This window comes from Lacticaseibacillus suihuaensis (assembly GCF_054785075.1).
In genome coordinates, this window is sequence record NZ_BAAGBJ010000011.1 from 1 (window position 1) to 25,049 (window position 25,049).

At 61.9% G+C, this 25,049-nt stretch carries 23 protein-coding genes; 4 read left to right on the forward strand and 19 right to left on the reverse strand.

What is annotated here, in order from left to right; genetic code table 11:
• Positions 1 to 112 (reverse strand): sugar phosphate nucleotidyltransferase (locus ACYVRZ_RS09895; RefSeq protein ID WP_461226614.1); only part of this gene is annotated, 112 nt, incomplete at its 3' end.
• Positions 113 to 484: 372 nt separating this feature from the next.
• Between ACYVRZ_RS09895 and ACYVRZ_RS09900 the strand changes: the two genes are divergently transcribed.
• Complete coding sequence (locus ACYVRZ_RS09900) at positions 485 to 1,159, forward strand: sugar transferase (RefSeq protein ID WP_461226495.1); 675 nt, start codon at positions 485 to 487, stop codon at positions 1,157 to 1,159.
• Between the two features lie 38 nt (positions 1,160 to 1,197).
• Complete coding sequence (locus ACYVRZ_RS09905) at positions 1,198 to 2,292, forward strand: phosphomevalonate kinase (protein ID WP_461226616.1); 1,095 nt, start codon at positions 1,198 to 1,200, stop codon at positions 2,290 to 2,292.
• 590 nt (positions 2,293 to 2,882) lie between these two features.
• Here the strand turns inward: ACYVRZ_RS09905 and ACYVRZ_RS09910 are convergent.
• From ACYVRZ_RS09910 to ACYVRZ_RS09990, 17 genes are all read right to left on the reverse strand, one after another.
• Positions 2,883 to 3,251, reverse strand: coding sequence for a C39 family peptidase (locus ACYVRZ_RS09910; RefSeq protein WP_461226618.1), 369 nt, complete (start codon positions 3,249 to 3,251; stop codon positions 2,883 to 2,885).
• 18 nt (positions 3,252 to 3,269) lie between these two features.
• Positions 3,270 to 3,551, reverse strand: a complete 282-nt coding sequence (locus ACYVRZ_RS09915) for a hypothetical protein (RefSeq protein WP_461226497.1) — start codon at positions 3,549 to 3,551, stop codon at positions 3,270 to 3,272.
• 167 nt (positions 3,552 to 3,718) lie between these two features.
• Positions 3,719 to 5,797 (reverse strand): C39 family peptidase, encoded by a 2,079-nt coding sequence (locus ACYVRZ_RS09920; protein ID WP_461226499.1) that lies wholly within the window; start codon positions 5,795 to 5,797, stop codon positions 3,719 to 3,721.
• 90 nt (positions 5,798 to 5,887) lie between these two features.
• The gene (locus ACYVRZ_RS09925; RefSeq protein WP_461226500.1) at positions 5,888 to 6,973 is read right to left on the reverse strand and encodes an acyltransferase family protein; all 1,086 of its coding nucleotides are present in this window, start codon (positions 6,971 to 6,973) and stop codon (positions 5,888 to 5,890) included.
• Positions 6,974 to 7,099: 126 nt separating this feature from the next.
• Positions 7,100 to 8,092 (reverse strand): hypothetical protein, encoded by a 993-nt coding sequence (locus tag ACYVRZ_RS09930; RefSeq protein WP_461226502.1) that lies wholly within the window; start codon positions 8,090 to 8,092, stop codon positions 7,100 to 7,102.
• Between the two features lie 65 nt (positions 8,093 to 8,157).
• Entirely contained in the window at positions 8,158 to 8,553 is a 396-nt protein-coding gene (tagD, locus tag ACYVRZ_RS09935) for a glycerol-3-phosphate cytidylyltransferase (protein ID WP_461226504.1), read from the reverse strand.
• A gap of 38 nt (positions 8,554 to 8,591) precedes the next feature.
• On the reverse strand, positions 8,592 to 11,297 hold the full coding sequence (locus tag ACYVRZ_RS09940) for a CDP-glycerol glycerophosphotransferase family protein (protein ID WP_461226506.1): 2,706 nt from the start codon (positions 11,295 to 11,297) through the stop codon (positions 8,592 to 8,594).
• Between the two features lie 164 nt (positions 11,298 to 11,461).
• Entirely contained in the window at positions 11,462 to 12,280 is an 819-nt protein-coding gene (locus ACYVRZ_RS09945; protein ID WP_262316081.1) for an ABC transporter permease, read from the reverse strand.
• Positions 12,273 to 13,316 (reverse strand): ABC transporter ATP-binding protein, encoded by a 1,044-nt coding sequence (locus tag ACYVRZ_RS09950; RefSeq protein WP_461226508.1) that lies wholly within the window; start codon positions 13,314 to 13,316, stop codon positions 12,273 to 12,275. Before ACYVRZ_RS09950 ends, ACYVRZ_RS09945 begins: the two co-directional genes overlap by 8 nt.
• 163 nt (positions 13,317 to 13,479) lie before the next feature.
• Positions 13,480 to 15,834 carry a CDP-glycerol glycerophosphotransferase family protein gene (locus ACYVRZ_RS09955; protein WP_461226510.1) on the reverse strand — a complete coding sequence of 785 codons (2,355 nt, stop codon included), beginning with the start codon at positions 15,832 to 15,834 and terminating at the stop codon, positions 13,480 to 13,482.
• A gap of 75 nt (positions 15,835 to 15,909) precedes the next feature.
• Positions 15,910 to 17,028, reverse strand: a complete 1,119-nt coding sequence (locus ACYVRZ_RS09960) for a CDP-glycerol glycerophosphotransferase family protein (RefSeq protein ID WP_461226512.1) — start codon at positions 17,026 to 17,028, stop codon at positions 15,910 to 15,912.
• Positions 17,025 to 17,762 carry a WecB/TagA/CpsF family glycosyltransferase gene (locus ACYVRZ_RS09965; protein WP_461226514.1) on the reverse strand — a complete coding sequence of 246 codons (738 nt, stop codon included), beginning with the start codon at positions 17,760 to 17,762 and terminating at the stop codon, positions 17,025 to 17,027. Before ACYVRZ_RS09965 ends, ACYVRZ_RS09960 begins: the two co-directional genes overlap by 4 nt.
• Entirely contained in the window at positions 17,750 to 18,697 is a 948-nt protein-coding gene (locus ACYVRZ_RS09970; RefSeq protein WP_461226516.1) for a glycosyltransferase family 2 protein, read from the reverse strand. The genes ACYVRZ_RS09965 and ACYVRZ_RS09970 overlap by 13 nt, the downstream gene beginning before the upstream one ends.
• A gap of 260 nt (positions 18,698 to 18,957) precedes the next feature.
• Entirely contained in the window at positions 18,958 to 19,752 is a 795-nt protein-coding gene (map, locus tag ACYVRZ_RS09975; RefSeq protein ID WP_262316075.1) for a type I methionyl aminopeptidase, read from the reverse strand.
• Positions 19,753 to 19,817: 65 nt separating this feature from the next.
• Positions 19,818 to 20,771, reverse strand: coding sequence for an NAD-dependent epimerase/dehydratase family protein (locus tag ACYVRZ_RS09980; protein ID WP_461226518.1), 954 nt, complete (start codon positions 20,769 to 20,771; stop codon positions 19,818 to 19,820).
• Between the two features lie 100 nt (positions 20,772 to 20,871).
• On the reverse strand, positions 20,872 to 21,282 hold the full coding sequence (locus ACYVRZ_RS09985) for a GtrA family protein (RefSeq protein WP_461226520.1): 411 nt from the start codon (positions 21,280 to 21,282) through the stop codon (positions 20,872 to 20,874).
• Positions 21,269 to 22,264, reverse strand: a complete 996-nt coding sequence (locus ACYVRZ_RS09990) for a YihY/virulence factor BrkB family protein (RefSeq protein WP_461226522.1) — start codon at positions 22,262 to 22,264, stop codon at positions 21,269 to 21,271. The genes ACYVRZ_RS09985 and ACYVRZ_RS09990 overlap by 14 nt, the downstream gene beginning before the upstream one ends.
• Positions 22,265 to 22,422: 158 nt before the next feature.
• Between ACYVRZ_RS09990 and ACYVRZ_RS09995 the strand changes: the two genes are divergently transcribed.
• Both ACYVRZ_RS09995 and ACYVRZ_RS10000 read left to right on the forward strand, forming a co-directional pair.
• Positions 22,423 to 23,172: an ion channel gene (locus ACYVRZ_RS09995; protein WP_461226524.1), complete on the forward strand. Its 750-nt coding sequence runs from the start codon at positions 22,423 to 22,425 to the stop codon at positions 23,170 to 23,172.
• Positions 23,173 to 23,334: 162 nt separating this feature from the next.
• On the forward strand, positions 23,335 to 24,390 hold the full coding sequence (locus ACYVRZ_RS10000) for an LCP family protein (protein WP_461226526.1): 1,056 nt from the start codon (positions 23,335 to 23,337) through the stop codon (positions 24,388 to 24,390).
• 69 nt (positions 24,391 to 24,459) lie between these two features.
• Here the strand turns inward: ACYVRZ_RS10000 and ACYVRZ_RS10005 are convergent, their stop codons facing one another.
• The gene (locus ACYVRZ_RS10005; RefSeq protein ID WP_461226528.1) at positions 24,460 to 24,858 is read right to left on the reverse strand and encodes a hypothetical protein; all 399 of its coding nucleotides are present in this window, start codon (positions 24,856 to 24,858) and stop codon (positions 24,460 to 24,462) included.
• Between the last annotated feature and the right edge of the window lie 191 nt (positions 24,859 to 25,049).

Below are 25,049 nucleotides of genomic sequence, written 5' to 3' on the forward strand. Positions count from 1 at the left end.
GGATGGTCGGCTTGTCGACAATCGGCAGCATCTCCTTGGCCAGCGCCTTGGTGGCCGGCAAAAAGCGGGTGCCGAGCCCCGCGGCCGGAATCACGGCCTTGCGAACTTTCATGTGAAATCCCTCCATACTTGAGATACCTCTAAGATACCGCATTCAGGGGCGAAAGGATAGCCGCAACGACTGCCGCCACCCCGCCGTCAAGTCGGCCATGGGCGCCAAAATGCGCCGGGTGGCCAACCGGCTGACTCGCCACCGGCGCCGGGCGTGACCGCGCCTCTCCGGCGAACCCAGACGTCAACCCGCGAGCCAATCGCCCGGTGCGACCCTGAGAGCCGTGGCGTTCGCGCAAAAACTTTTTAAATTCCACTAAAACTCTGATGGTTCCCTCAGCCAGCGGCGCATAATTTGCTATACTTGTAACATGTGTCATGATACGCAATTCACGTCGCTGTCGAGGCGACCTGTCGGGAGGCCACACGCGCAATGAGTCAAGAAAATTGGGATCAGGCTGAACAGGCCACGCTTGAAGCCATTACGCCTGTGACCCCGGCACCGCCCAAGACGGTGTATCGGCGCTGTGGCAAGCGCCTGTGCGATATTTTGCTGGCCACCGCCGGCCTGCTGGTCGCCGCGATTCCGATGCTTCTGATTGCCCTGTTGGTCAAGGTGACCAGCCCCGGGCCGATCTTCTTTCGCCAGCAGCGCTTCGGCCAAGACAGCCAACCGTTCGTCATCATCAAGTACCGCACGATGGTTCAAAACGCGCCGGTGAAGGCCAACAAGGACTTCACCAAGGAGTCGATGGCCAGCTTCGTCACCCCGCTCGGCCGCTTTTTGCGCAAGTCGTCTTTGGACGAGCTGCCGCAGTTTTTCAACGTGCTGAGCGGCAAAATGAGCATGGTCGGGCCGCGGCCGCTGGCCGCCACCGACGCCGAGGTGCTGCGGCTGCGCCGGGTCAACGGGGCGGATAGCGTCCGGCCTGGCATCACCGGGCTGGCCCAGATCAACGGGCGCAACGAGCTGGCCAATCCGACCAAGGCGGCCTACGACGGCGAGTACGCGGCCACTTACTCGCTGCGCCGCGACCTGGCGATTTTCGCGCAAAGCGTGATCGTCATCGTCGCGCAGCGCGGCATTAACAGCACGACCTCTCACTAAGGTGCGAGGCGATTTTTTGAGTGAAGGGAACTGATGATGTGGTAACAGCGCAGGCACCGGGCAAGCTGTTCATTGCCGGAGAGTACGCGGTCGTGGAGACGGGCTACCCCGCGATTATTGTGGCCTTGGACCAATTCGTCACCGTCACCGTGACGGAGACAACAGACGTCGGCAGCATTGTGTCCGAACAGTACCAAGAAAACGCCTTGATGTGGCAGCGCAACGGCGACGAGATGGTTTTTGACAACCGCGACAACCCGTTTCACTACATTCTCAGCGCGATTCGCTACACGGAGCAATACGCCCACGAGCTGGGGCGAAGCCTTGCCGTCTACGACCTGAAAGTCGACTCGGAGCTGGATTCGACCAGCGGCCGCAAGTACGGCCTGGGCAGCTCGGCGGCCATCACCGTCGCCACCGTTCGGGCCTTGGATGCCTTGTACCACCTGCAGATGACCAACGATGAAGTCTACAAGCTCGCCGCCATCGCCCACCTGGCCGTCCAAGGCAACGGGTCGCTAGGCGACATCGCCGCGTCGGTGTACGGCGGCTGGATCGCCTACCGCTCCTTTGACAAGGCGTGGCTGGCCGAGATGCAGCGAACCCACAGCTTGAAGGCGCTCTTAGCGATGCACTGGCCGCAGCTGTCCGTCGAGCTGCTCAAGGCGCCCGAAGACCTCGCCTTGCTGATCGGCTGGACCGGGCTGCCAGCCTCGACCTCGCGCCTAGTCGACAAAATCGCCGTCTTCAAGGCCGAACAGCAGCCGGCCTACCGCGACTTCCTGGCGGCCAGCCGGCAGGTGCTGGAAGACCTGATTGCGGGATTCCGGCACGGGTCGATTGCCGCGATTCAAACCGGCATCCGCGCCAACCGTCGCCTGCTGGCGGATCTGAGCCACCGCTCGGGCGTCGCCATCGAAACCCCGGCTTTGCAACAGCTGTGCGAAATCGCCGAGTCCTTCGGGGCCGCCGCCAAGTCCTCCGGGGCCGGCGGCGGGGACTGTGGGATCGCCTTGATCGACCGCCGTCAGCGCCTCGATCCCCTGCTGGCGCAATGGGCGACGGCGTCAATCGAGCCGCTGCGCTTCAAGGTTCACGAAATCAAGCTCACCACGGCCTTCGCCGAGGCGTAGCGATAGACAACCCAATCCCGACACGCGCGAAGCCGCGTTTGTCGGGATTTTTGAGTTCAGCAGGTGCGGTGCAATCGGTGAGCAAAAAAATTGACGGCCAAGTTGGCAGGGCTTACACTAGCCTTGGATGATTATTCTAGGACAGGGAGGCGGCTAAAGGCCTTGGCCGTTGTTACGTCCACTGCCCCAGGGGGAATGGCCGGGAGATAAGCATTCCCAGTACCCCCGCCCATACCAAGCCGAACCTGGCTTTCAACACACGTGTTTTCGCGTTACGGCTCCCCTCGATGGGACCGAATACCAGGGTGAACGCCACCACCCACGCGCAGTTTCACTGGCTCTCCTACTCGCTTGCGAGGTAGCTGCGGAGGGGCTCGGCGCGTGGCTTGTTCCACTCGGCCTTGAAGGCAGCACCGCTTTGCGGTCAACACCGCAAGATTGCAACGAATCAGCAAGAATACCGAGGCTGCCGCGGGTTTGGGACCCGCGGTGGCTTCGGCGCGTCCGGCGGCCAGCAATCGCCGCCGGACGCGAAACGGGTTCTCGCTCGGCGCAGACGAAGCTGCGCCGAGCGGGAACCCGTTTTTGTGTTACCTGGCGAAGTAAACCACCGCCGCAGAAGCCCCCATCTCGCGGTTGCCCTGCAGCCAAGATAGCTTGCCCCAGATTGCGGCCACCGTGTGCTGACCCGAGAACAGCCGGTTGGCGTAGGGATCGGACACTGTGGTTTTGCCAGCGGCATAGCCGTGAAGCACGACGATGTGGCGGTAGCCGCCGAGGTCCAGGCACACCGTCGCCGGGTAGCCCTGCTTCAGGTAGCTGATCAGCTCGCTGGCAGAGGCCATCACCCGCCAGTCGAGGCCGAAGCGCGACGCCACCGTCACCAGCGTGGATTGGCAGGTGCCGGCCCCGTCGCGGTCGAAGTCGGCGTACTTGTAGCCGTAATCGGCGGTCGTGATCGGCGGTCGTGATCGGCGTCACGGCCCGACCGTAGCCGGCCAACACCATCGCGATAGAGGCCATGCCGCAGCCTGAGTCGGTGTCGCAGCCACTGCCTTAGTTGGCGCCGCGGCCGCGTTGGCCTGGCGGGTCGCCGCGGCCTCACGTCGCTGTGCCGCCTGCCCGGCCGCCTGTTGCGTCGGTGCGGCTTGGTCGCCGGGCCCGGTCGCGCCGACCTCGCTGCTTGGCGCGGTCCCAAGGGCCAGCGCCAGCGCCAGGAGCGCCACCCCGACGCCACTTGCAATTCCTCGTTCGTTCATCGACTCCGCCTCTCCTTCCGTGCCCCCATCACCAAGCTAACTTACCACAACGCACGGCCTTGGGCCCAGTCGGCGCAAAAAAAGCGACCCGCCGACGTCGGCGGGTCGCGCAAAGGACACATTTTTTCACCAAGCGACCGGGCCAGGTTCGAGCCGGTCACCGTGCTTTACGGCATGTACACAACCGCGGCAGACTGCCCCCGGTTGGTGTTGACCGAACGCCAAGACAGCAGGCTCCAGATCTGAGAAATCGTGCGCTGGCCGCTGAACAAGGCGCGGTTGTACGGATCGGACACCGTGGTCCGGCCGTTCACCAGGCCGTGCAGCACGACGATGTGGCGAACCCCACCGCCCAGGTCCAGGCACACCGTGGCCGGGTAGCCCTGCTTGAGGTAGCTGGTCAGCTGGGAAGCCGAGCTCATGACCTTGTAGCCGACGCCGTAGTGGCCGGCGACATCGGTCAGGTCGGACTCCCAGGAGCCGGCATCACCGCGGTCGAAGTGCCCGTACTTGTAGGCGTAATTGGCCGCCGTCACCGGCGTCACGTTTTTGCCCAAGCCCGAGAGAATCATCGCAATCGAGGTCATCCCGCAGCCGGTGGCGCCGAAGTTGTAGCCGCCGTAGGACTTACCGGCCCAGCGAGCGTCCAACTGGCTGTAGTACTTCACGGTGAAGGTCTTGGTGTAGGCCGCCTTCTTGCCGTCGTAGTACCGCAGCTGGCCGTTGGTGGTCCGCCACTCACTGGCCGTCTGGACACCGGCGTCGTTGACGTAACCCAGCCAGCTGCCGCCGGCGGTGTAGACGGAATCGTAACGGCTGCCGTTAAGGTGGTTGTAGTGGCGCCGCACCTCAAGCGTCTGGCCCTTGTAGCTCCCAGCCTGCTTAGCCCTGGCATGCCAGTCAAAATCATTCCACAGCGTGTAGCCGGCCTTGAGCGTCACCGTGCGGGTGTCGGCGATGGCCACGCCTTGGCGACCATCGGCGACGCTGACGGCCGCTGCGTTGACGTAACCCACCTGCCGGTTTTCGGCGTCCAGCAGCAGGTAGTAGCGATCGCCGTACTCGGCGACGAAGGCTTGGCTGGTTTGGAAGGTCTCGTGGTACTTGGCCGTGGTGCTGGTCTGTGCCGCCGTCATCGCGAGGTTTTGCCAGATTGTGTAGCCCTTGGCCGTGGCGGTCACGACCCGGCTGCTCGGCAGCGCCGCCCCGCGGCTAGTGGTCGCAAGCGTCGTGGCCGCCGCGTTGATGTAGCCCTTCCAGGTGCCGTTTTGGTAAAGGCTGTAATACGTCGCACCGTTGGTGTGGTAGTAGGCCTCACGCACTTGGTAGGTCTCAGGAGAACTCGGCTTGGTGCGGCTTTGTACCTTGGTCCAGTCGAAGTTGGCCCAGATGGTGTATACCGAAGGCGCGGTGACGGTCGCGTACTGGTTCATCGCCACGGCCGCCCCGGCCGGGCCGGTCGCGGTCTGCACCGCGGTGGCGTTGATGTAGCCGAAGAACTGGTCGCCTTGATACAGCGCGTAGTAGACCGCGCCGTTGCGGTGGTAGCTGACCGTTTTGGCTAGGAAGGTCTTGTGAAAAACGCTTGGCGACTGCGCTGCCACGGCCTCAAAGTTGAGGTCGCGCCAGATTGTGTAGTTAGCCGCGCTGGTGATGGTCGCATACTGATTGAACGGCTGGGCAACCCCGTCCGGCTGCGTCCCCACCGCCACCGCCGTTGCGCTGATGTAGCCGACAACGGTGCCGGCGGTCGTGGCCAGCTGGTAGTACCGCTTGCCGTTGGCAATGGTGGCCGTGGCGACCGCCACCAGGGTCTGGTGGTAGTAATCGGTGCTGGTTCGGCCGGTGTCTTCCCAGTTCAGGCTCTGCCAAAAGGTGTAGGCCTTGTCCGTGACCGTGGCGTAATGGCCGGCCAACGGCACCGCCACCTTCGGCCCCGGTGCAGTCGTGGCGGTGGTGTTGGTCTTGGCCACAACCCCAGCACCTGCGTCTGGCGCCTTGGTTGAAGCCGCCTTGGCGTCTGGCTCGGCGGCGGCTTTTGGCGTCGCGGCGGTTGCCTCAGCGCTGGTCCCTGCCTGCGCCGTTGTCAGCGTCGCCGTGGCCGCGCCGGCCGTGCGGCTGCGCGTGATTGCCGGCTGCGCGGTGGTTGTGGTTGCCTCCACCGCCTGACTGCCGACGGTGCCGATCGCCACCCCCATGGCGATCAGCGCAACGATAAGTTCACAACGTGCTTTGAATGTTTTCATCTGTTCCTCCAACTTGCCCGTACTGTACCGCAATGGCACCCGACTAGCGTACCACATCGGTCGCAAAAATGCTCATGGCAGTTCCGCCGCTCACTTCTTGTGCTCTGCGACCCCGGGCATCGCTGTCTGCTTGTGAATCAAAACCTGTAGCAGGGCATTGACGACGTACTCGAACACCCAGGAAATCGCGAAGGTGCTGACCACCACAAGCAGGAAGTACGGAATCGGCTGCGCCGCAAGCCCCAGCTTACTGCCGACGATCATCGGCAGGCGCTGCAGCATGTACAGCGAGAACATCGCCCCACCGCCCATGTAGGCCAAAAGCGGATTGACGACCCGCACCCGCATCGCAAACCAGGTCACGCCCAACGCAAAGCTGACGCTCATCAGCTCGTACCACAGCACCCGCCATCCCGCCTGAGTGCGGCTGACCAGCAGGTACGACGCGGCAAACACCGCGGCCACCAGCACCCCAGCCAGCAGGTAGCGCGGCCAGCTGCCGGCCACCGCGGCGGTGATGCGGTCCTTGTGAACGGCGAACAGCATGCCGGCGTAGTAGCAGAAAATCGTGTTGTAAAAGGCCGGCACCAGGTGCTGATAGGCCACGACCGTGTAGCCCAAAAGCAACAGCCCCATCACGGCCAGCGCGACCTGCTGGCGCCGCCCGAACAGCTTGAACGCCACGTAGGTCAGAATGTACAGCACCAGCACCGCGAATATGTACCAGTTGCTGTTGCCGATCGACACCACCCCGGTGTAGGCCAGGGCAATCCAGCTCAGCGGATAGCCGACGTGCATAATCACAGCTACCAGCCAAAACAGGCTGACGGCAACGAAGAAGCGGAACCACACGAAAAAGAAGCGCCGCACCGGGAACGAGTCGACGTAGCGGTGACCGCGGCGAATCAGCTGGGTCATGATACCGTAGCCGGAGAAAAACAGGAACGGCGTGACGATCACCTGGCGTTGAATGTGCAGCCAGATGCCGCTGAGCCGAAACAGCTGGGTCTGCACCGGCAGGTAGGTCGCAAAGTGGCTGAAAAACACTAGAAACAGGAAGAAGCCGTTGATCGTCATAGTCGTGCGGTGATCGAGGTAGTCGCGGTCCTGCGTACCCGGGGCCCAGCGCCAGCTGAGTACGAACAACGCGCCGATTGCAAGTAAGATGAGGTCCATGAGTATGATCCAAGCCTTTCTGAAAGTCAGTTTGCCACGAAGCGGTGGTGGTTTCAGCATACAACAAAACACGGCCTCCTGACAGGAGGCCGTGCGAGTTTCACGAATGAATGCGATTGCAAGTGGCTAATCTTCCCAGCCGCACAGCGTGTAGCCCATCGCCTTGGCCTTGGCGACGGTGGTCTTGATGGTCGCCGCATGGTTCAAGCCGCGGCAGTGGGGATCAAAGTGGTAGTGGTCACCATTCCCGGAAGCCGCAATGTAGACCGTCCGGCTATCGTTGCTGATCACCGGGTTGCTCGGCTTGCTGGGCTGCGTGACCGGCTTGCTGGTCGCCGTCGTCGCGCCGGCACTCAGGTAGCCGAACCAGCTGCTGCCGCTGTACAGCGAGTAGTAGGTGGTACCGTTGGCGTGTTTGTACAGGGTCTTCACCTGGAAAACCTTGTTGTAGTAGTTGCTGGTGTTGTGGCGCTTGCTCTGCCAGCCGAAGTCCCCCCACACGGTGTAGCCCTTCTTGGTGAGATTGACGTAGCGGTTGGTGCTGATGGCGTTACCCTGGGCCCCCTTGGCCGTCTTCGCGGCGGCGCTGCTCAAGTAGCCGACCCAAGTCTTGCCGCGGTACATGGAGTAGTAAGTCGAGCCGTTGCTGTGGAAGTAGGTCGCCTTGACCTGGTAGGTGTTTTGGTAAAGTGCAGACGTGGTGTTGCGCTTGGTCTTCCAGCCAAAATCACCCCAGATGGTGTAGCCCTTCTTGTTCAAGGACACGTACTTGCTGGTGGCGATGGCCGCCCCTTGGGCCCCGGTGCCGGTTTGCGTGGCCGCCGCGTTAATCATGCCGAAGTACTTGCCAGCCTTGGATAGGCGATAGTACAGGGTCCCGTTGTAGGTCACCTGCGAGCTGGCCTTGAAGCTGTGGTGGTACCAGTTCGTCGAGCTATGTAGGCTCTTTTGCCAGCTGGAGTCCTGCCAAATGCTGTAGTTCTTCTTGGTGATGGTCACATACGCCGGCTTGGCCGCGGCGCTGACGGGCGTGGCGGTCGCCGCCCCCGCAGCCTGCGTCGCCCCCAGCAACATACCGGCCCCAATCAAGGCCTTGATCAGTGTGTTAACTTTCTTCATAAGCGTTCTCCCTAAAAAACTTCAGTGACGAAACCAGGCTTGCCACGCGCCCTACCGCGCGGCCACTAGAACTTGAGGTCTTTTTTGATCTTGGTGGTGGAGATTTCCGGCGTCCGTGGCAGGTAAATCACCTCGGCGTCGGTCTGCTCGCCGACGTAATCGAACTTGCCGGCCCAGTCGTCACCCATGACGAAGGTGTCGATTTGGTAGAGCTTCACATCGCTGACCTTTTGATCCCAGTTGTTTTCCGGAATCACCAGGTCGACGTAGCGAATCGCCTCGAGCAGCGCCTTGCGCTTCTCGTACGGGAAGTAAGCCTTCTTCTGCTTGCTGTCCCAGTTGAATTCATCAGTGGACAAGGCGACGACCAGGTAATCGCCCAGCGCCTTGGCGCGTTTGAGCAGCTCGATGTGGCCGTAGTGCAGTAAGTCAAAGGTTCCGTAAGTAATCACACGCTTCATAATTCATTCTCCTTTTTTAGACTGCCGAGTGCCGGTGGCTACTCGAACAGAGACTCAAATTCCTGCTTGGACCGGGCATCTTGAACGGCGAAGTCGTAAGGCGTTCGCTTGAAGCCCTTGGCCATGTAAGCCAGCCACTTGGCCGTGATGTCGGCGTCGGTGTTCTTGGCGACCAGTGCGTTGCCCGGCTTGAGCATCGCCACCGTCGCCGGAATCTCCACGGTGATGACGTCAAGGTCAAGCGCCAGCGCCTCGAAGACGACCAGCCCCAGCCCCTCGTACCGCGAAGTGAACACGAACGCATCGGTCAGCTTCATCAGCGCGTACGGGTTATCCATGCCGCCGAGCAGGTAGATGCTGCTCGAGCAGCCGGAATCGCGAATCCACCCCAGCGTCTGGCGGCGCAACGTGCCGTGCGGGGCGATGATGACCAGCCGGGTGTTCGGGTAGCGGCGGTGGACCTCCGCGAAGCTTTGGATCAGGCGGTCCTGGCCCTTTTGCGCCGCCATGCGGCCGACGTTGACGAAGACCTTGATGGCCGGGTTCAGCAAGTCGTCCAAGAGGCGCAGCTTGCTGGTGCCGTACATGGTGAAAATCTGGCTGACATCCGGCTGCAAGGGGTGTGAGACGTTGACGTAATCGGCCAGCTTCTCGTTCCACGCCGCCACGATGTCGGGCAGCGCCTTTTCAACGAACGGGAAAGTATCAAGCTCGTGGTAGCGCGTCAGCAAGGCGTTGGTGACGAACTCGTCGGCCGGTGGCACCGCGAAGTCGATCTTGCGCGAGCCGATCGCGTTGATCGCCTGGCGCTTGACCGCGTAGTCGTTGCTGGCGGTCACCGGGGTGTTGAGAATGGTGGTGAACACACTTTCGTCGCCCATCTGCTTAACCTTCTGCGAGCCCAGGAAGTTGTTCATGATCCGCACCCGCGGCGCAAAGCTTGGGAAGTGGTGGATGAAGTCGGCCTTGAGCTGGTCGCTGACCAGCACGATGCGATCCGCGTACTGATAGGCCCGCTTGGTCATTTTCCAGTTCATCGCGCTGCCGCGCAGCTGCCGTTCCTGGAAAATGTCCGTGTGAACGTACACCATGGTTTTGACCGGCCGCTTGGCAAGGCTTGCGATCATCTCGGAGTAGGCCCGCTCAAAGCCGGTGTAGTGAATGAAGTAGGCCGGCTTGAGGGCCCCCAGGATGCGGTCGTACTCGCGGCGGTAAACCGCATCGGTCGCCGTGCGAAACGGCGCGAAGTTGAAGTGCTCGCTGCGGATGTAGCGCCGCATCATGAAGCGCTCGAAGGTGCTACCGGTGCTGCCACCATCGAACGGGAAGAACACGACGCCCTTGGGCAGGTTGAACAGCAGGAAGCGAAAGGCCGGCTTGACCGTCGCCTTGGGGAAGAACACCACGTAATTGTGCTTAGTCAGATCCACTTGATCCAAGGTGTTGAGCAAGGCCGAGGTGATGCCGTTGTTCCACAACCCCCCGGAATAGATGGCGACGGTGGGCAGCCCGTTGTACAGCGACTTCGCCGACACATGCGGCTGTTTCCCCTGCGCCTTGGCCTGGCCGTAGTGAGACATCAGGTAATCGACCAGCTCGCGGGTCCCCGCGGTGCTGTCAACGCCGACGTAGCGCTTGGCAAAGGCCGCATCGTAATCCACCGCGTGAGTCTCCGCCTGCAGCCAGTCGATCAGCCGCTTGGTCGAATGAACCTGCGTGAACGGGTAATCGTCGATGTCTTCGTAGCAGCCGCGGCTGGCGTAGTAGGCCGCCTTGTCGTAAGCGAACAGCACCACCGGCTTGCCCGTGTTCATGTAGTCATACATGATGGACGAGTAGTCGGTAATCAGCCCGTCGGTGCCGGCCAGGAACTGGTAACTCTCGATGTCACCGGGGAAGGCATCGATGTGCCGGTAATCCGCGAAGTCCAGCTGGGTGAGCTTGGCCTGAAACGGGTGCAGCTTCACGAAGAGCACCTGTGAATCGCTGAGGGCCGCATCCAGCTTGGCCAACAGCCGCGTGGTGAACGTGGCATCGGCGTCAACCTCGCCGTCGTTCTCCCGCCAGGTCGGCATGTAGACCAGCGCCTCGCGCTCTCCCAGGTTGTAGCGCTTGCGAACGGCCGCTCGCACCGTGGCATCACTCAGCACGCTGTTGCGGGGGCTTGGGCCGACCACCACATCCCCGCGCATCACGCGGTCCAGGTTGAACGAGCCGATCATTTTGTCGCGCGTGTAGTCGTTGCTGACCACCAAGGCGTCTGCGGAGTAGAAGTTGCGCTGGACGTTGCCCATTCGCGCGACGTCCCCGTCGTCCTTGCCGAGGCACTTCAAAGGCGTCCCGTGCCAGATGTTGAAGTACTTTTGAAAGTCCTGCTTGATAAAAAACGAGTAATAAGACGTGTCGTTGAACAGGTACTCGGCGCCGGCCAGAAGCTGGCAGTAACGGTCGCTGAGGTACGGCACCAAGGTCACGCCGCTCAGCCCGTCGCGGGTCAAAATGTCTTGCACCGCGGCCACCAGCTCGGGCGCCACCGCCACGTTGATGGTCAAGTTGGGGTACTGCCGCGCAAGCTCGCGGGTGACGTAGTACATGTGGCCGTAAAAGTTGTCGCCGTGGGTCGACTCAATCAGCGCCACGTCGCGCATTAGCGTGTGCTTCTTGTATGCCTTCAGGTAGGTATACTGATACGCCTGATCTTCTCGTTGCTTCAGCACCCTGCTGACGCGATTCACTAAATTCATCCTGTGTTTCACACCTCACTCAATTTTTAGCCGGTGTCGGCCGACTACCCGCTCGTCCTGCAACGCGCGTTTGAGTCCACACCCAAGCATTGCATTCCCAGAATAGATTACCACAAAAACCGGTCCAGCAAGAGTCCCTCTCGACTCAAGCCGACCGGCTCACGCTAGATGTAGTCGATGAAGCGGCTTCGGAACTTCAGGTGGATGTGGCTGCCGAGAATCAGCAGCAGGCCGATGATGCTCCAAAAAATGATGACCGCCTTGACGTCGTGGAAGAACCAGCCGGTGCCAAGGAAGGTCTCGCGCATCCCCATGATGATGTAATAGAAGGGATTGATCTCAATGATGCGAATGATCACCGGGTGCTGCTCGATGACGGCGTTGGCGCCGAAGTTGAAGACAGTACCGCTGATCCAAAACATCAGCTGCATCATCGAGTTCAGAAGCGTGTGGAAGTCACGAACCACCACGGTGATGGTCGAGGTGACCAGCCCCATCGCGTACAAGAAGGCGATCATGCAGATGAAGTAGTAGATGAACTGAATCCAGTACAACGACGGCCGCACCCCGTAGAGGAACATGATGACCATGCTGATGGCCAGCATCCACCAGTAGTTGATCAGCTGGTTGGCCAGGGTCATGCTGGGGATCGTCGACACCGGAAACTGCATTTTGCTGACCATCGACACGCGCTTGACCATGCTGCGGCTGGCACCGAGCACCTCGGAGCGCATGAACTGCCACGCGATGTAGCCGGGCAAAAGCCAGGCGATGTAGGCGTAACCATCCATCGGCTTGTTGCCGTAGAGGATCATGCCGAACACCAGCCAGTAAATCGCGATGTTGATTAACGGATCCAGAATCTGCCAGATGTTCCCCAGGATGTGGGCCTGAAACGTCGACTTCTCGTCGTACTTGGCCAGCCGGTTGATAATTTTCCAGTTACGAAACTGCTCACGTAAGACAAGCCAGGCCTCAGTCATCAGAACGCACCTGCCTTTCCTTGTGGTTGTGAATCAAGACCCCGCCGACGACCATCGCGACGATGACCACAATCAAAACGATCCAGCTGCGCAGGCTGACCACGGTGAGTGGCTCCATCACGGCCGTCCTGAACGGAATGTCCTTGATGGATGCGGCGACGGTGAACGCCAGCAGGAAGGTCAACACTGTTAGCACCAGCTTGGTCGCCCAGGTGAAGGGCTGATCGTACAGGCGGCGCTGGAAGTAGCTGGCCGGCTCCGTCGGGTGTTCCTGGCGCAGCGCCTCGAGGTCAAAGGAACGACCGGACTCGTGGGTGATCCGCGCCCGTTCTGCCTTGCTCTGCTTGTTGTACTCGCGCTGAAACTTTTCAAACTGCGGCAGCACTGTTTCGGCTGACCCTTCCATGACCACCCGGCCGTGATCGATCCAGATTACCTTGTCGCACAGCGTTTGAACCTGAGACAGGCTGTGGCTGACGAACAAGATGGTCTTGCCCTCCGCCTTGAACTGCTTCATCCGCGCGACGCCCTTTTCAAAGAACGGCGCATCCCCGACGCTCAAGGCCTCGTCGATGATCAAAATGTCTGGGTCTTGGTGAACCAGCACACTGAAGCCGAGGCGACTCTTCATCCCGCTTGAGTAGGTCTTGACCGGCTGGTCGATCTTACCGATCACCTGATCGCCGGCGAAGTTGATGATGTCGGCCATCTTCGCGTCGATCTCTGCGCTGGACATGCCGAGCATCTCACACTTCATGATGATGTTCTCGCGACCGGTCAGGTTCAAGTTGAGTCCCGCCCCGACCGAGATGATGTTGGTCGTGCCGTTGACGGTCAGCTCGCCGGAGGTCGGCGGGATAATCTGGGACACGATGTTCAAAAGCGTCGACTTCCCGCCGCCGTTCAGGCCGACAATGCCGACACTATCGCCTTCGTAGACATCAAAGCTGACCCCCTTGAGGGCCCAGAACTGTTCGATCTTTGTGTTGCCAAATGGCATCAGGGTCTTGAGCATATCGCTCTTGGTTTTCATCATGTCGTACTCTTTGGTAAGGTAACGAGCACTGATTTTGAGTTGCTTCTCCAAGCTGCTGGCAGCTCCTTCCACGGAAATAGTCACATAACTTCTCGTATTATACGTTGAATTAACGTCAGCGCGGCGCCCTTAACTGAAATTTTACCAAAGCACAACTAGTTGACTACGCCATGATCTGCTTGATCATGCGTTCCGTCGCCCCGCTTTGCTCGTCGGTCATCAGCCGCGACTTGATCAACGCGCTGGAGGCGCTGGTGTCTTGCGGGTGCAAGATGGCCTCGGTCAGCTGAGCCGTCGTGTAGGCGCGACCCTTGAGCCCGGTTTCTTCTTCGTTGTCGAAGTACCAGCCGATCTGCTTGGCGTAGGCCGCCTCGTCCTCTTGCAGCACGATGATCGGCTTGTTCAGCAAGGCGTAATCGTAAATCGCCGAGGAGTAATCCGAAATCAACACCGTGGCAATCACGTAAAGCTCCTGAATGTCGACCATTTCGTTGTAAAAGCACGAGATCTTGGGACTCAGCGCCGCGTACTGATCGCGCAGCTGGCCCTCAAGCGGGTGCAGCTTGACGATGATCTGGTAGTCGGCCGGCAGCCGGTCTGCGACCTGCTTCAAATCGAGGTTGGAGACGCGCTTGCGGTTGCCCTTGCGCCAAGTCGGGCAAAACAGCACGATCTTGGTGGTCGGATCGTAGGTGCGGTTGAAGTACTTCTCGTAGATGCGCTTCTTCTCGGCGGCGTCTTCGGCGTGGGTCAGCAGGTAATCGTTCTTGGGGGTCCCTTCGTGCAGAATCTTCAGCTCGGGGTTATCCGCTAGGCGAAAGGCCGACTGCAGCAGCGTCACGTTGTAGCTGGACGAGGTCGTCAGGTAGTCCCACTTTTTCATCCGCGGGGCGAAGGCCTTGGCCTCCTTGCGGCGCTGCTTGGGGTCGGCGAGGTCGTTGACCATCTGCTTCATCGGAAACCCGTGCCAGGTCTGCACGAACACCTGGCCGTCGCGCTTGCCGGCCTTGTCCAGGCTGTTGCCGTTGATGAACACGTATTTGGACTGCTGGAAGGACTGCAGGTATTTCAGGCTGCCGACCCGCACCGGGGTGAAGCCGAGGCTGACCGCCTCGGCGTCGACCAGGTCGCCCATCGAGCTGACGTAAACCTCCGTGTCCGGGTGCAGCGCCTTGATTTTGAGGCCGAAGTACTTGGGGTCACCGGACAGGTTGTTACCGTGGAACGACTCGAGAAAGACCTTGTGTGAGCTGATCGGCTCGTCCGTGATTTGGTAAAGGCCGCGGCGCATCACCAGCTGAACCAGCCGGCGGCCGACCTTACGCACCCCTTCGTGCTTCAAAATCCAGCGAAAGCCCGGAATCTGACGCAGCGCCGTGTAGAGCTTGCGAATTCGGCCGGTTTCGCCGGCTTGCGTCGCCTCTTGCAAATTCGCCCACATCTTGGCGTAGGTCACGGCTGCCGAGTTGATCGGCCCCACCGCCTGGGCGAACGGCGCGGTGTTGGCCTCGAAGCGCGGCACGTAATCCGCCTTCATCTGCTTGAGTAACGCCAGGTTGTGCTGGTAAGCGGCTTGGGTTCGCGGCTGCGCCAGAAAGTCGAGCAGGGCCGGCGCATCCACGTCGGCGCGTTTTTGAATCCAGAGGCAGTCTGCAAAGGCCCCGAAGTTCTCGTGAACCACGTGGTCGCGACCGCCGTACATCACAACCGCGTGGCCCTGGGCGAATTCCTCGATGATCGAATACCCCAGCGTCTCGTAGTTGGACGTCGACAGGTACAAGTGGCAAGCCGGTACCGTGGCCGGATTGATCGTCACGTAATCCCCCAGCTTGTAGTAGGCGATCAGGTTATCGATGATGCCCTGGCCGGCGCCGTAGCCTGTGATGTACAACCGAAATTCGGTGCGGTGCAAGGCGTGAATCAGGTAGTCCATCAGCTTGAGGGCCGACGGGAAATCCTTTTCCGTGTCGAAGCGAGCCCGGATGATCAAGTTGACGTGCCCGGCCGCATCGACAAGTGCCGGTTCGAACGGCTGCGGCGTGGTGGCGATGTGGGCGAGGCTGACGGTTTGGACATAGGTGCGATCGAAGTGGAAGCGCCGCGCCACCGCGGCTTGAATCGAAGGCGTCGCGACCCGCACCGTGCTGAAGTACTTCAGGTAATGCGTCAGGTTGCTGTCTTCCACCAGCGCCAGCGGCGCGTGGATCTCGCCGACCACCAGGGCCTGGCTGTTGGCCCGGATGTACGGCGCGACGCAAAAGAAGCTTTCACGCGTGATGAAAAACACGTCGTAGTCCAGCGCGTCCTCCTTCAGCGCCTCGACGTACTTGAACGTGACGTTTTGGGCCGCCGGCTCGGCTTGGCGCAACACCTTGACGTCGTGGTCGGTGAAGCCCCGGAAGTTGTAGAAGGTGATCTGGTAATCCGCTTGGCCAAATTCGGTCAGCAAGTTGATGTTGCTGCGCGAGGTCCCCCCCACGGCAAAGATGTTAAAGCCTAGAATTGCAATTGTCTTCATGTTGTCTTCCCACTATCTGACCCGGCTTACGCCAGCCCGGTCTCGTCATTGCCACTCATCATACCACACCGCGGCTCAGCGCAACGCGTCGGCCACCAGGGCCAACAGCCGCTCCTGCACGTGCCCGTCGTTGTACTGGTTCCAACCGGTCACCCCCCCAGCGTTCGCCTGGTCGCCAGGCGCCTGCGCCGCGGTCTGTCGCAGCGCCTTCACCAGGCCCTCAACGTCTTGCACCAGCGGCCCGAGGCGACCGGCCGCAAAGCCCGGCTGAAGCCCCGGCACCGCGGCGTAGTCCGCAAGGTCCGGGGTGAAGAACACCACGCGCGGTTGCTTTTGGCACAGCGCGTAATCAAACACCGCCGAGGAGTAGTCCGTCACCAAGGTCTGGGTGCGGCCGTAAAGCGTCTCAAGCGCCGCCTCGGTCACCGTGACGTTGGCCGGCCGCGCCGGCACCAACTCGGCGGCAACCGCGGGGTGCAGTTTGACCACCACCGGGACACCAAGCGTGGCAAAGGCGGCGAAGGCCTGCCGCAACACCGCCTGCATCGCCTGGGCGTCGCTGCGGTAAGTCGGCGCGTATAGCACCGGCACCACCGGGGCCGTGGCTTGCGGCTGCCCCACCAGCAGATCCGAGCGCAAAAAGCCCAGCGGTCGAATCACGCCCGGCGCCACCTTGAAGCTCTCAACAAAAATCCGACCCATCTGGTCGGAGCCCGTGAGAATGTCGGTGTACTTGCCGTAAACCTTGGCAAAGCGCCGCCGGTCGCCGCGCGGCCGCTGGCTGGTGGCCGGGTCGCCCCAGCCGAAGCGCTTGATTGCGCCGTTGGCATGCCACAGCATGATCACCCGCGGGTGGCGAACCAGCGCCAGCTCCGGCAGGTAGTCATCCACGATGATCACCCGCGCCGACTTGAGGTAACTGATCCAGTTTTGGGTGAGCAGCTTGGTGCGACCCAGCACCGAGACGTTGACGCCGGCGGCCAAAAGCGCCGGCACCTGGGCCTGGGCCTTGGCGGTGGCCAGCACCACCAAATCCCGCCCGTAGCGCTTGTGCAAAGCGAGAATCGTGCCGGCATCGTTGTTGGCGAAGGTGGCGTAATACACCACTTTTGCCTGACGGTTAGGGCTTTGCGGCAGCAGCCGCAGCAGCCCGAGATAGAAGGCCTTGATCCATTCCTTGAGCGTTTCTGTCATCGCTGCCCCTTTTGGTGGCGGGTTCGCCACACCACCCAGACGAACTGCGGCAGCACCATCATGCGGCCGATGCGACTGGGCTCCTTGAGCAGCCGGTAGAACCACTCAAGATGTACCCGTTGCATCCAGCGCGGCGCCCGGCTGACCACGCCGGCGGCGACGTCGAAGCTGCCGCCGACGCCCATCATGAAGGCGTGCGGCAGCCGCTTTTGCAGCCCGGCCAAAAAATGCTCCTGCTTAGGAAATCCCAGCGCCGCAAAAATCAGATCCGGCTTGGCCGCGACCACGGCGTCGGCCACGCTGGCGTCGGCCAGATCAAAGTAGCCGTCGTGCTGGTAGCACACATTCAGCCCGGGGTGCTGCGCGGTCAGCCGAACCACCGCTTGGCTGAGCACCGCCGCCCTGGCGCCGATCAAAGCCACCCGCAACCCCTTGGCCGCGGCCGCTTGTAGCAGCGCCTGCATCAGGTCGTAGCCGGTGACGCGAGCGGCCAGGCGGCTGCCCAAAATGCGGGCGCCCAGCAGGATGCCGATGCCATCTGCGGTCACAAAATCGGCCCGGTTGGCAATCAGCGCCTGGTAGTCGGGGTGGGTTCTGGCGTACATCACGATTTCCGGGTTAGCGGTCACCACGAAGGTGCCGACGCCTTTTGCAAGGCGGGTTTGGAAGCGGGTTAGGAACTGGGCCTCGGTGCCGTCGTCGAACGGGGTGCCGAGAATGGTCAGACGTGCCATTGATGGGCCTCACTTTCGTCTGTCTCTTTGATAATGTAAAGCGGTCGGTTCTTGGTTTCCAGGAAAATTTTGCCGATGTACTTGCCGATGATGCCCAGACACAGCAGCTGAATGCCACCGATGAACAGCACGATCGACACCAGGGACGGCCAGCCGGCGGTCGGGTCGCCGTAAAGTAGCGCCCGGCCGATGATGAACAGCATTGCGATGCCCGAGCCGACGCAAGACAGGGCCCCGACCACCGACGCGAGGTTCAGCGGCAGCTCCGAGAAGTTCACGATGCCTTCAATCGAGTAGTTGAACAGCTTCCAAAACGACCAGGAGCTCTTCCCCGCCACCCGGGCTTGGTTCTCGTAGCTGATGTAGGCGACGTTGAAGCCGACCCAGCTGAACAGCCCCTTGGAAAAGCGGTTGTACTCGGTCAGGGCCAAGACGGCGTCGACCATCGGCCGCGTCATCATGCGAAAGTCCCGCACCCCGTCGACCATCGGCGTCTGGCTGATGCGGTTGATCAGCCGGTAGAACGCCCGGGCAAAAAAGCTTCGCACCGGCGGCTCACTTTTGCGGTCGGTGCGACGGGTGCCGACGCAGTCTAGGTCGGGATTTTGCCGCAGCATCGCCTGCATCTTCGGCAACAGCGCCGGCGGGTCCTGGAGGTCGGCGTCCATCACCACCACCAGCTGCCCCTTGGCCTGCTTCAGGCCGGCGTACAAGGCCGCCTCCTTGCCGAAGTTGCGGGAAAAGGAGACGTAATGCACGTTCTCATGCGCGGCGGCCAGCTCGCGCAACCGAAACAGCGTCTGATCCGTCGAGCCGTCGTTGACAAAGACGTACTCCAAGGCCTCGGCCAAAGCGTTGCGCTGCGCCTCCACGGCCTCAAAGAACCGCGGCACCGTCTCCTCCTCGTTGAAGCACGGCACGATGATCGAAAGCATGGCGTTTCCTCCCTTCTGTGGCGGTCATTCAATTGGGTAAAGTTCGGGCGCCGGTGCGACCAGTCCGCACTGGCGCGCAAGCGGCCCTGGTTTCGTCGGGTTACGCAAGGCAACGCGGGAGCGCACTGCTTGCACCGTTGCGCGGGGCCAACTGCGCCCCACGCACCAGTGCCACGCTATGCGTCCCGCTAAAGGCGCCTTGCTTCGCCCTGGTTTCGTCCGGTATCCCAAAAAGGCTGCGCCTTTGCGCAGCCTTCCGATTACAACAAGTACTTGGCGTCGGCCACCGGGTCTTGACTAGTCAGGATCTTCGGCCCCGCATCGGTGATCACAATCGTGTGCTCGTACTGGGCGCAATCGGAACCATCGGCGGTCACGTAGTACTCCCAGTCGTCGCCTGGCAGGTCATGCGCCTTGATTTTCCAGGTGCCGGTGGTGATCATCGGCTCGATGGTGATGGTCATGCCGGCCTTCAGGCGCAGGCCGTGACCCGGCTCGCCGTAGTGCGGCACGTTCGGGCTTTCGTGCATGGTCGGCTGAATGCCGTGGCCGATCAGCTCACGCACGTCGCCGTAGCCGTTCTCGTCTTCGGTGTAGTGCTGAATGGCGTAGCCGATGTCGCCCAGGCGGTTGCCGACGACGGCGGCGTCGATGCCCAGGTACAGGGCCTTTTTGGTCACGTCCATCAGCTTCTGGCGTTCAGGGGAAATCTGCCCCACCGCGTAGGTCCAGCAGGAATCGGACATATAGCCCTGCCAGTTGACCACGGTGTCGACGGCCACAATGTCGCCTTCCTTGAGAAAAAGGCCCTTGCGCGGCGTCGCATGCGCGACCTCGTCGTTGATGGACACGCAAGTCGCGTACTTGTAGCCCTCAAAGCCCAGCTCCGCGGGAATCGCGCCGTGGCTTTCGATGTACTCGCGGCCGACTTTTTCAATCTCCCAGCTGGAGATTCCCGGCCGGATGATGGCCGCCACGGCCTTGTGCATGCCGGCGAGAATCGCACCGGACTTGGCCATGCCTTCGATTTCGCGTTGTGATTTTAATGTAATCAAAAAACTTGCATCTCCTACTTCTAGTCGTCTAGTTCGCTGTTTCCAAAAACCATCTTACCACACTGTCAAGGCGTTGGCACCAACGCCACCGGCGCCGCCTGGGCCACGGCGGCCAGGCCTTGGGCCAAGGGCGTCTGGCAGCGCAACCCAAGCGCCGCCAGCCGAGACACATCGGCCTGCGAATGCCGCACGTCGCCGGGCCGCGCCGCACCCGGGCTCAGCGTCAAGGGTTGGCCCAGCGCCTGGGCCAGGCCGACCAACACCTGGTTCAGGCTGCTCGCCCGGCCGGTGCCGATGTTCACGGTCAACCCGGTGGCCGGCCCGTGCAGCAGCGCGGCGATCACCGCCGCCACATCCGCGACGTACACGAAATCACGGGTCTGCTCGCCGTCGCCGTGAAGCGTGAACGCCGATCCGGCCGCCAGCTGCCGGGCGGCCTGGGTGATCACCCCGCCGCTGGCCAGCGTTTGCGCCGCGGTCGGGCCGTAGACGTTGAACAGCCGGCCGCAGACCACGGGCAGCCCGCACAACCGCCCGGCGTTTTGCACCGCGCGTTCGCTGGCGTACTTATCGACGGCGTAGGGGCTTTGCGGCGCCACCGGTCCGGCCTCCCGCAGCGCGGTGGCGGTGCGGTCGCCGTACACCGCCGCGGAGCTGGCGAAAAACAGCTTAGCAAGCGGCCACGGCCGGCGGCGTAGCACATCCAGCAGCGTCAGGTTGGCCCATTGGTTGACCGCCGCGGTGCCCAGCGGATCACTGCAAGTGGCCGAGACATCGGCCACGGCCGCCAGCAGCACCACGTAATCGAAGCGCTCGCGGTCGAGTAATTCCACCATGAACGCGGCGTCGCAAACGTCGTGAATCAACATGGTGACGCGTGGGTCTAGTGGCAGGTTGGCGCAAGCGCCGGTCGACAGATTATCGACCACCGTCACTTGGGCCTGTGGGTCAAGCAGCAGTCGCGCAACCAAGTGGCCGCCGATGAAGCCGGCGCCACCGGTAATCAGGTAAGTTGGCATCTGGACCTCCTTGTCGGGTTAAGGGACTCTCCTCCATCGTACCAGCCTCGCCCCACCCAACGCCAAAAAACGGCCGGCGGAACGCTTCCGCCAACCGTTTTCACCTGAAAACCAGCCACTTGCTCAAGGCGTAATTGGCCAAGATGACCACCACCTGCGTCACGAGCTTCGCCCCCAGGTCGCCGACGCGAAGCCCCGCGATCAGCCCCCACATGCAGGCGTAATCAAGCGCCAGCGTCGCCAGCCGGGCCATAACGAACCGGGCCAGCTCACGCCCCACGGCCCAGGCGCCACGACTCGATACCGTGAAGACGTAGCGGCGATTGGTGGCAAAGGCGAACAGCACGGCCGCACTCCACGCCCAAAAGTTCGCCGCCGCCCAGCGCCAGCCCAACCCGTGTTGCGCCACCCAGAACACCAAGATGTTGACCACCGTCGTCCAGGCGCCGAACCACAGGTAAAGCAAGGGCTCGCGATGGGCCACGCCCCACGCCCAGCTACGGCGCCACATGGGCTCGCCGCCTTTTGACGAAGTCTCGCACCTTGCCGCGCGAGTGGTGCAGCCGCCCGGTGTAGTACTCGGCGACCACCGCGTTGATCACGGCGCCGAACAACCACATCATCGCGCTGAAGTTCAGCCACAACAGCAGCACCATGAACGTGCCGATGGTGCCGTAGGAGTTGAAGCGGGTGCCAAAGTACCGCATGTAAATGGCGAACAGCTGCGACAGCGCCAGCCAGGCGACGATGGTGAAAATCGTCCCGGGGATGATGGTACGAAACTTGATTTTGGCGTTGGGCAAAAAGTAGTCGATGCTTGAGATCACCACAACCAGCGCCACCAGGGTCACAGGCCAGCGCCAGGTGTTGAAGGTCTCAAGCCACGCGTCGGACAGCCCCAGCAGCGGCACCAGCCACTCCAGGAACTGGCGGCCGAAGGTGAAGGCGACCATCACGGCTCCCAGCGCCACAATCAAGATGATGAACAGCCCCATCGACAGCAGCCGCTGAATCAGAAAGTTCTGCGGCGGCGTCACGCCGTAAGCCTTGTTGAAGCCGTTCTTCAGCCCGTCGACGCCGAGGCTGGCCGCCCACAGGGTGGCCACCGCCCCGATCGACAGCACCCCACCGCTGGTCGACACCAGCAGGTTGTGAATCACCGGGTTGATGAAGGCCATGATGTCTTCTGGGATCACCTGCGCCAAGTACGAGGACACGCCGTCGTAGTTGAGCCCAAACACCGGCAGCAGGTTCCCCAGCGTGATCAGCATGGGAAACAGCGACAGCAGCGTGTAGTAGGCCAAAGAGGCCGAGGTCGGCCCCAGCTCGGCGGCAAACACGCGCTGGACGATCAGGCGCAACACCGCCTTGGCCTTGGCCTTGGCGGAGAGCTTTTGGGCGGCCAGCGGCAGGCTGGCGCGGTCGCTCACCGGGACGGCCTTGACCGGCTTGGTCGGCCGGACCAGCCGCAGTGCGTCACTTTCTTTGGTCACCGAATCACCCCTTCCGTTCGTGTGGTCGCCTTTCATAGTTGTTTTCATTATACCAGATTGGCGGCGGCCGTTTGCTTTTTCCTTAAGCCCCGCGCTCAAAATGGCGCCGCCTGGGGAATGGGACTATGCTAGACTCGATAAAATTGGGAGGTGAAACCATGCACCCAACACTCACTCGCTTCTTTCGCCTGTACAACCTCGCCCTGACGATCGCCTCGGTGGTCGCGCTAGCCTTGATCGGCCTGGATTGGCTGAACTGGATCCACCTCAACGCGGTGCCGGGGCGCATCCTGCTGACCGTGATCCTACTGGTGTTCGCCAGCGACTACCTGGTGCGACTGGCGATGGCCCACGCCAAGGCGACGATGCTGGCCACCAACACCTTTCGCCTGTCGGCCTTGGTACCCACCGACCGCGTGATGTCGCCGGCTCACCTCAGCCGGCTGGCCCACAGCGTTCGCACCGCCCAGGCCACCCTGGCCGGGCGGGTCCACCGCGCGACGGCCAAATTTCGCCGGCGGCTGATGCGCTTTTTGCGCGGCGGTGGCCTGATCTACTACCTCGGCCTCTCCGCCGGGCTGATTCTGGTCGCGACTTGCGTCTACGCCTACGCGGAACACACCGACTTTGCCAATGGCCTGTGGTGGGCGATTGTCACCGCGACCACCGTGGGGTACGGCGACATCGCGCCGCACACCCTGCTCGGCCGCACCGTCGCCGTGATCTTGATGTTCACCGGGATCGGCTTGATCGGTACCCTGACCAGTTCGATTACCGCCTACTTCACCCAAGCCCGAGCGCCGACGGCAAGCCCCGCCGACGAGCTGCTCAAGTACGACCAGCTCTACCGCGCCGGCGTGATTACCAAGCCCGAGCTCCAGGCGCAAAAAAGGCGACTGCTGCCTTAGGCGGCGCCGTCGCGACGGGCCGCACTGCCGGGTGGCGTGACGGTGCGAGCCAAGCGCGACGGCATCACTTCTTAACATTTACGTTACTTTACCGCTTTAATGAAGCTTTTTAGGCGTTAATCTAGTAAAATACAGGAAGCTTACAGTGGGAGGACTTTCCGTATGAGTAGGAGCAACACCCCGACACCGCCACGCCGGCGGGTCGTTAAACTCGTGCTTTTGGTGGCGCTGACCGCGCTTGCGCTGGTTGGCGGCTACGCTTTGCGCCTGTACTCGCAGACCAAAACCGCGGTGGATTCAACGTACGTCAAAACCAAAGAGACCAAAAAGGCCACCGTTCACCTCGCCGACCGCAAGCCCATCAGCATTTTGCTCATGGGGACGGACACCGGCGCGTTCGGCCGTACCGACACCGGCCGCACCGATTCGATGATCGTGGTCACCATCAACCCCCAAAAGAAACGCACCACGATGTACAGCATTCCGCGCGACACCTTGGTGAGCGTCAACACGGCCATGTACAGTGGCTTCACCAAGATCAACGCCGCTTACACCTTCGGCAAAGTCGATACCGCCATCAAGGCCGTCAAGGACCTGATCGAGGTGCCGATCAACTACTACGTGCTGGTCAACATGGCCGGGCTGTCGAAAATCGTCGACGCGGTCGGCGGCATCGACGTCAACGTCAAGTTCTCCTGGACCGACGCCGACGCCCATGGCTCGTTCAAAAAGGGCCCGGCTCACCTCAACGGTACCCAGGCGCTGGCCTACGCCCGGATGCGCCACGAGGATCCGCTGGGTGACTACGGCCGCCAGCAGCGCCAGCAGGAAGTGATCACGCAGATTGTGAAGAAGCTTTTGTCCACCAGCTCCTTGACCAACTACAAGTCCGTGATGGCCTCCTTGACCACCAGCATGCGAACCGACCTGACCTTCGACGAAATGGTCACGATTGCCGAGAACTACCGCGGCGCGGCCGGCACGATCCGCAAGCAGATTCTGCAAGGCCTCGGCGCCTACATCAACGGCGGCTCCTACCAGGTACCGGCCACGGCCGACCTGCAGAAGGTCTCAGACGCCGCGCGGCAGGAGCTCGGGCTCTCGCCGGTGGTGCTTGATAACTACAACACCAAACAAAACGCGCAAAACACTGCCCATGGCTTCAACTGGAAAGATCAAAACAATCCGACCTACACCATTTACGACACCGCGCAGTGACGCCAACAGGGGCGGCAATCATCCGATTGCCGCCCCTGTTGTGTCTCCCGAACCGCCAAGCGTCACCGCCTACAGCCAGCCGCCCGGCCGCGCCGCCAGACCACGCCAGGTCAGCTCAAGCGCCTGCGGCCGTGCCAGCGTCAGGCGGTACACCGGCGCCAGGCGAAACAGCTCGCGCAACCCCTCGCCGTCTTGGGTGAAGTAGGCCGCGTTTTTGACCTGATTCACCTCAAGGGTCAGCTCCCCTGGCGCCGCAACCGCCAGCTGCGCGGCCAGGGCCTGGTGAAAGGCGGTGGCCGTCAGCTGCGCGGTCGCCAACCCGCCGCCGCGATCCTCGTACACCACGTCACCGCGCCACCGGTTCGACAGTGCAAACACCAGCGCCACCACCGCCGGCTCCGTCACCACCAGCCGCGGCGTGTAGGCCGCCAGCCGCGCGTTCAGCGTCATCAACTCGACTTGTGCCATTGTTTGGCCTCCCCAACTCGGTCTCGGCCGACCCACGCCGGCCCCAACGCTCAGTCTACGAGCCAAGCCCTGCGTTGCCAAATCTGGCGCTTGTGAAAAACACCCGACCCGATGGCCGCACGAAAAATACCGTGGCTCGATGGCCGCGGTCGACTCAGCGGCCGACCGCCGAGGCACTGGCTGGCGCCCTC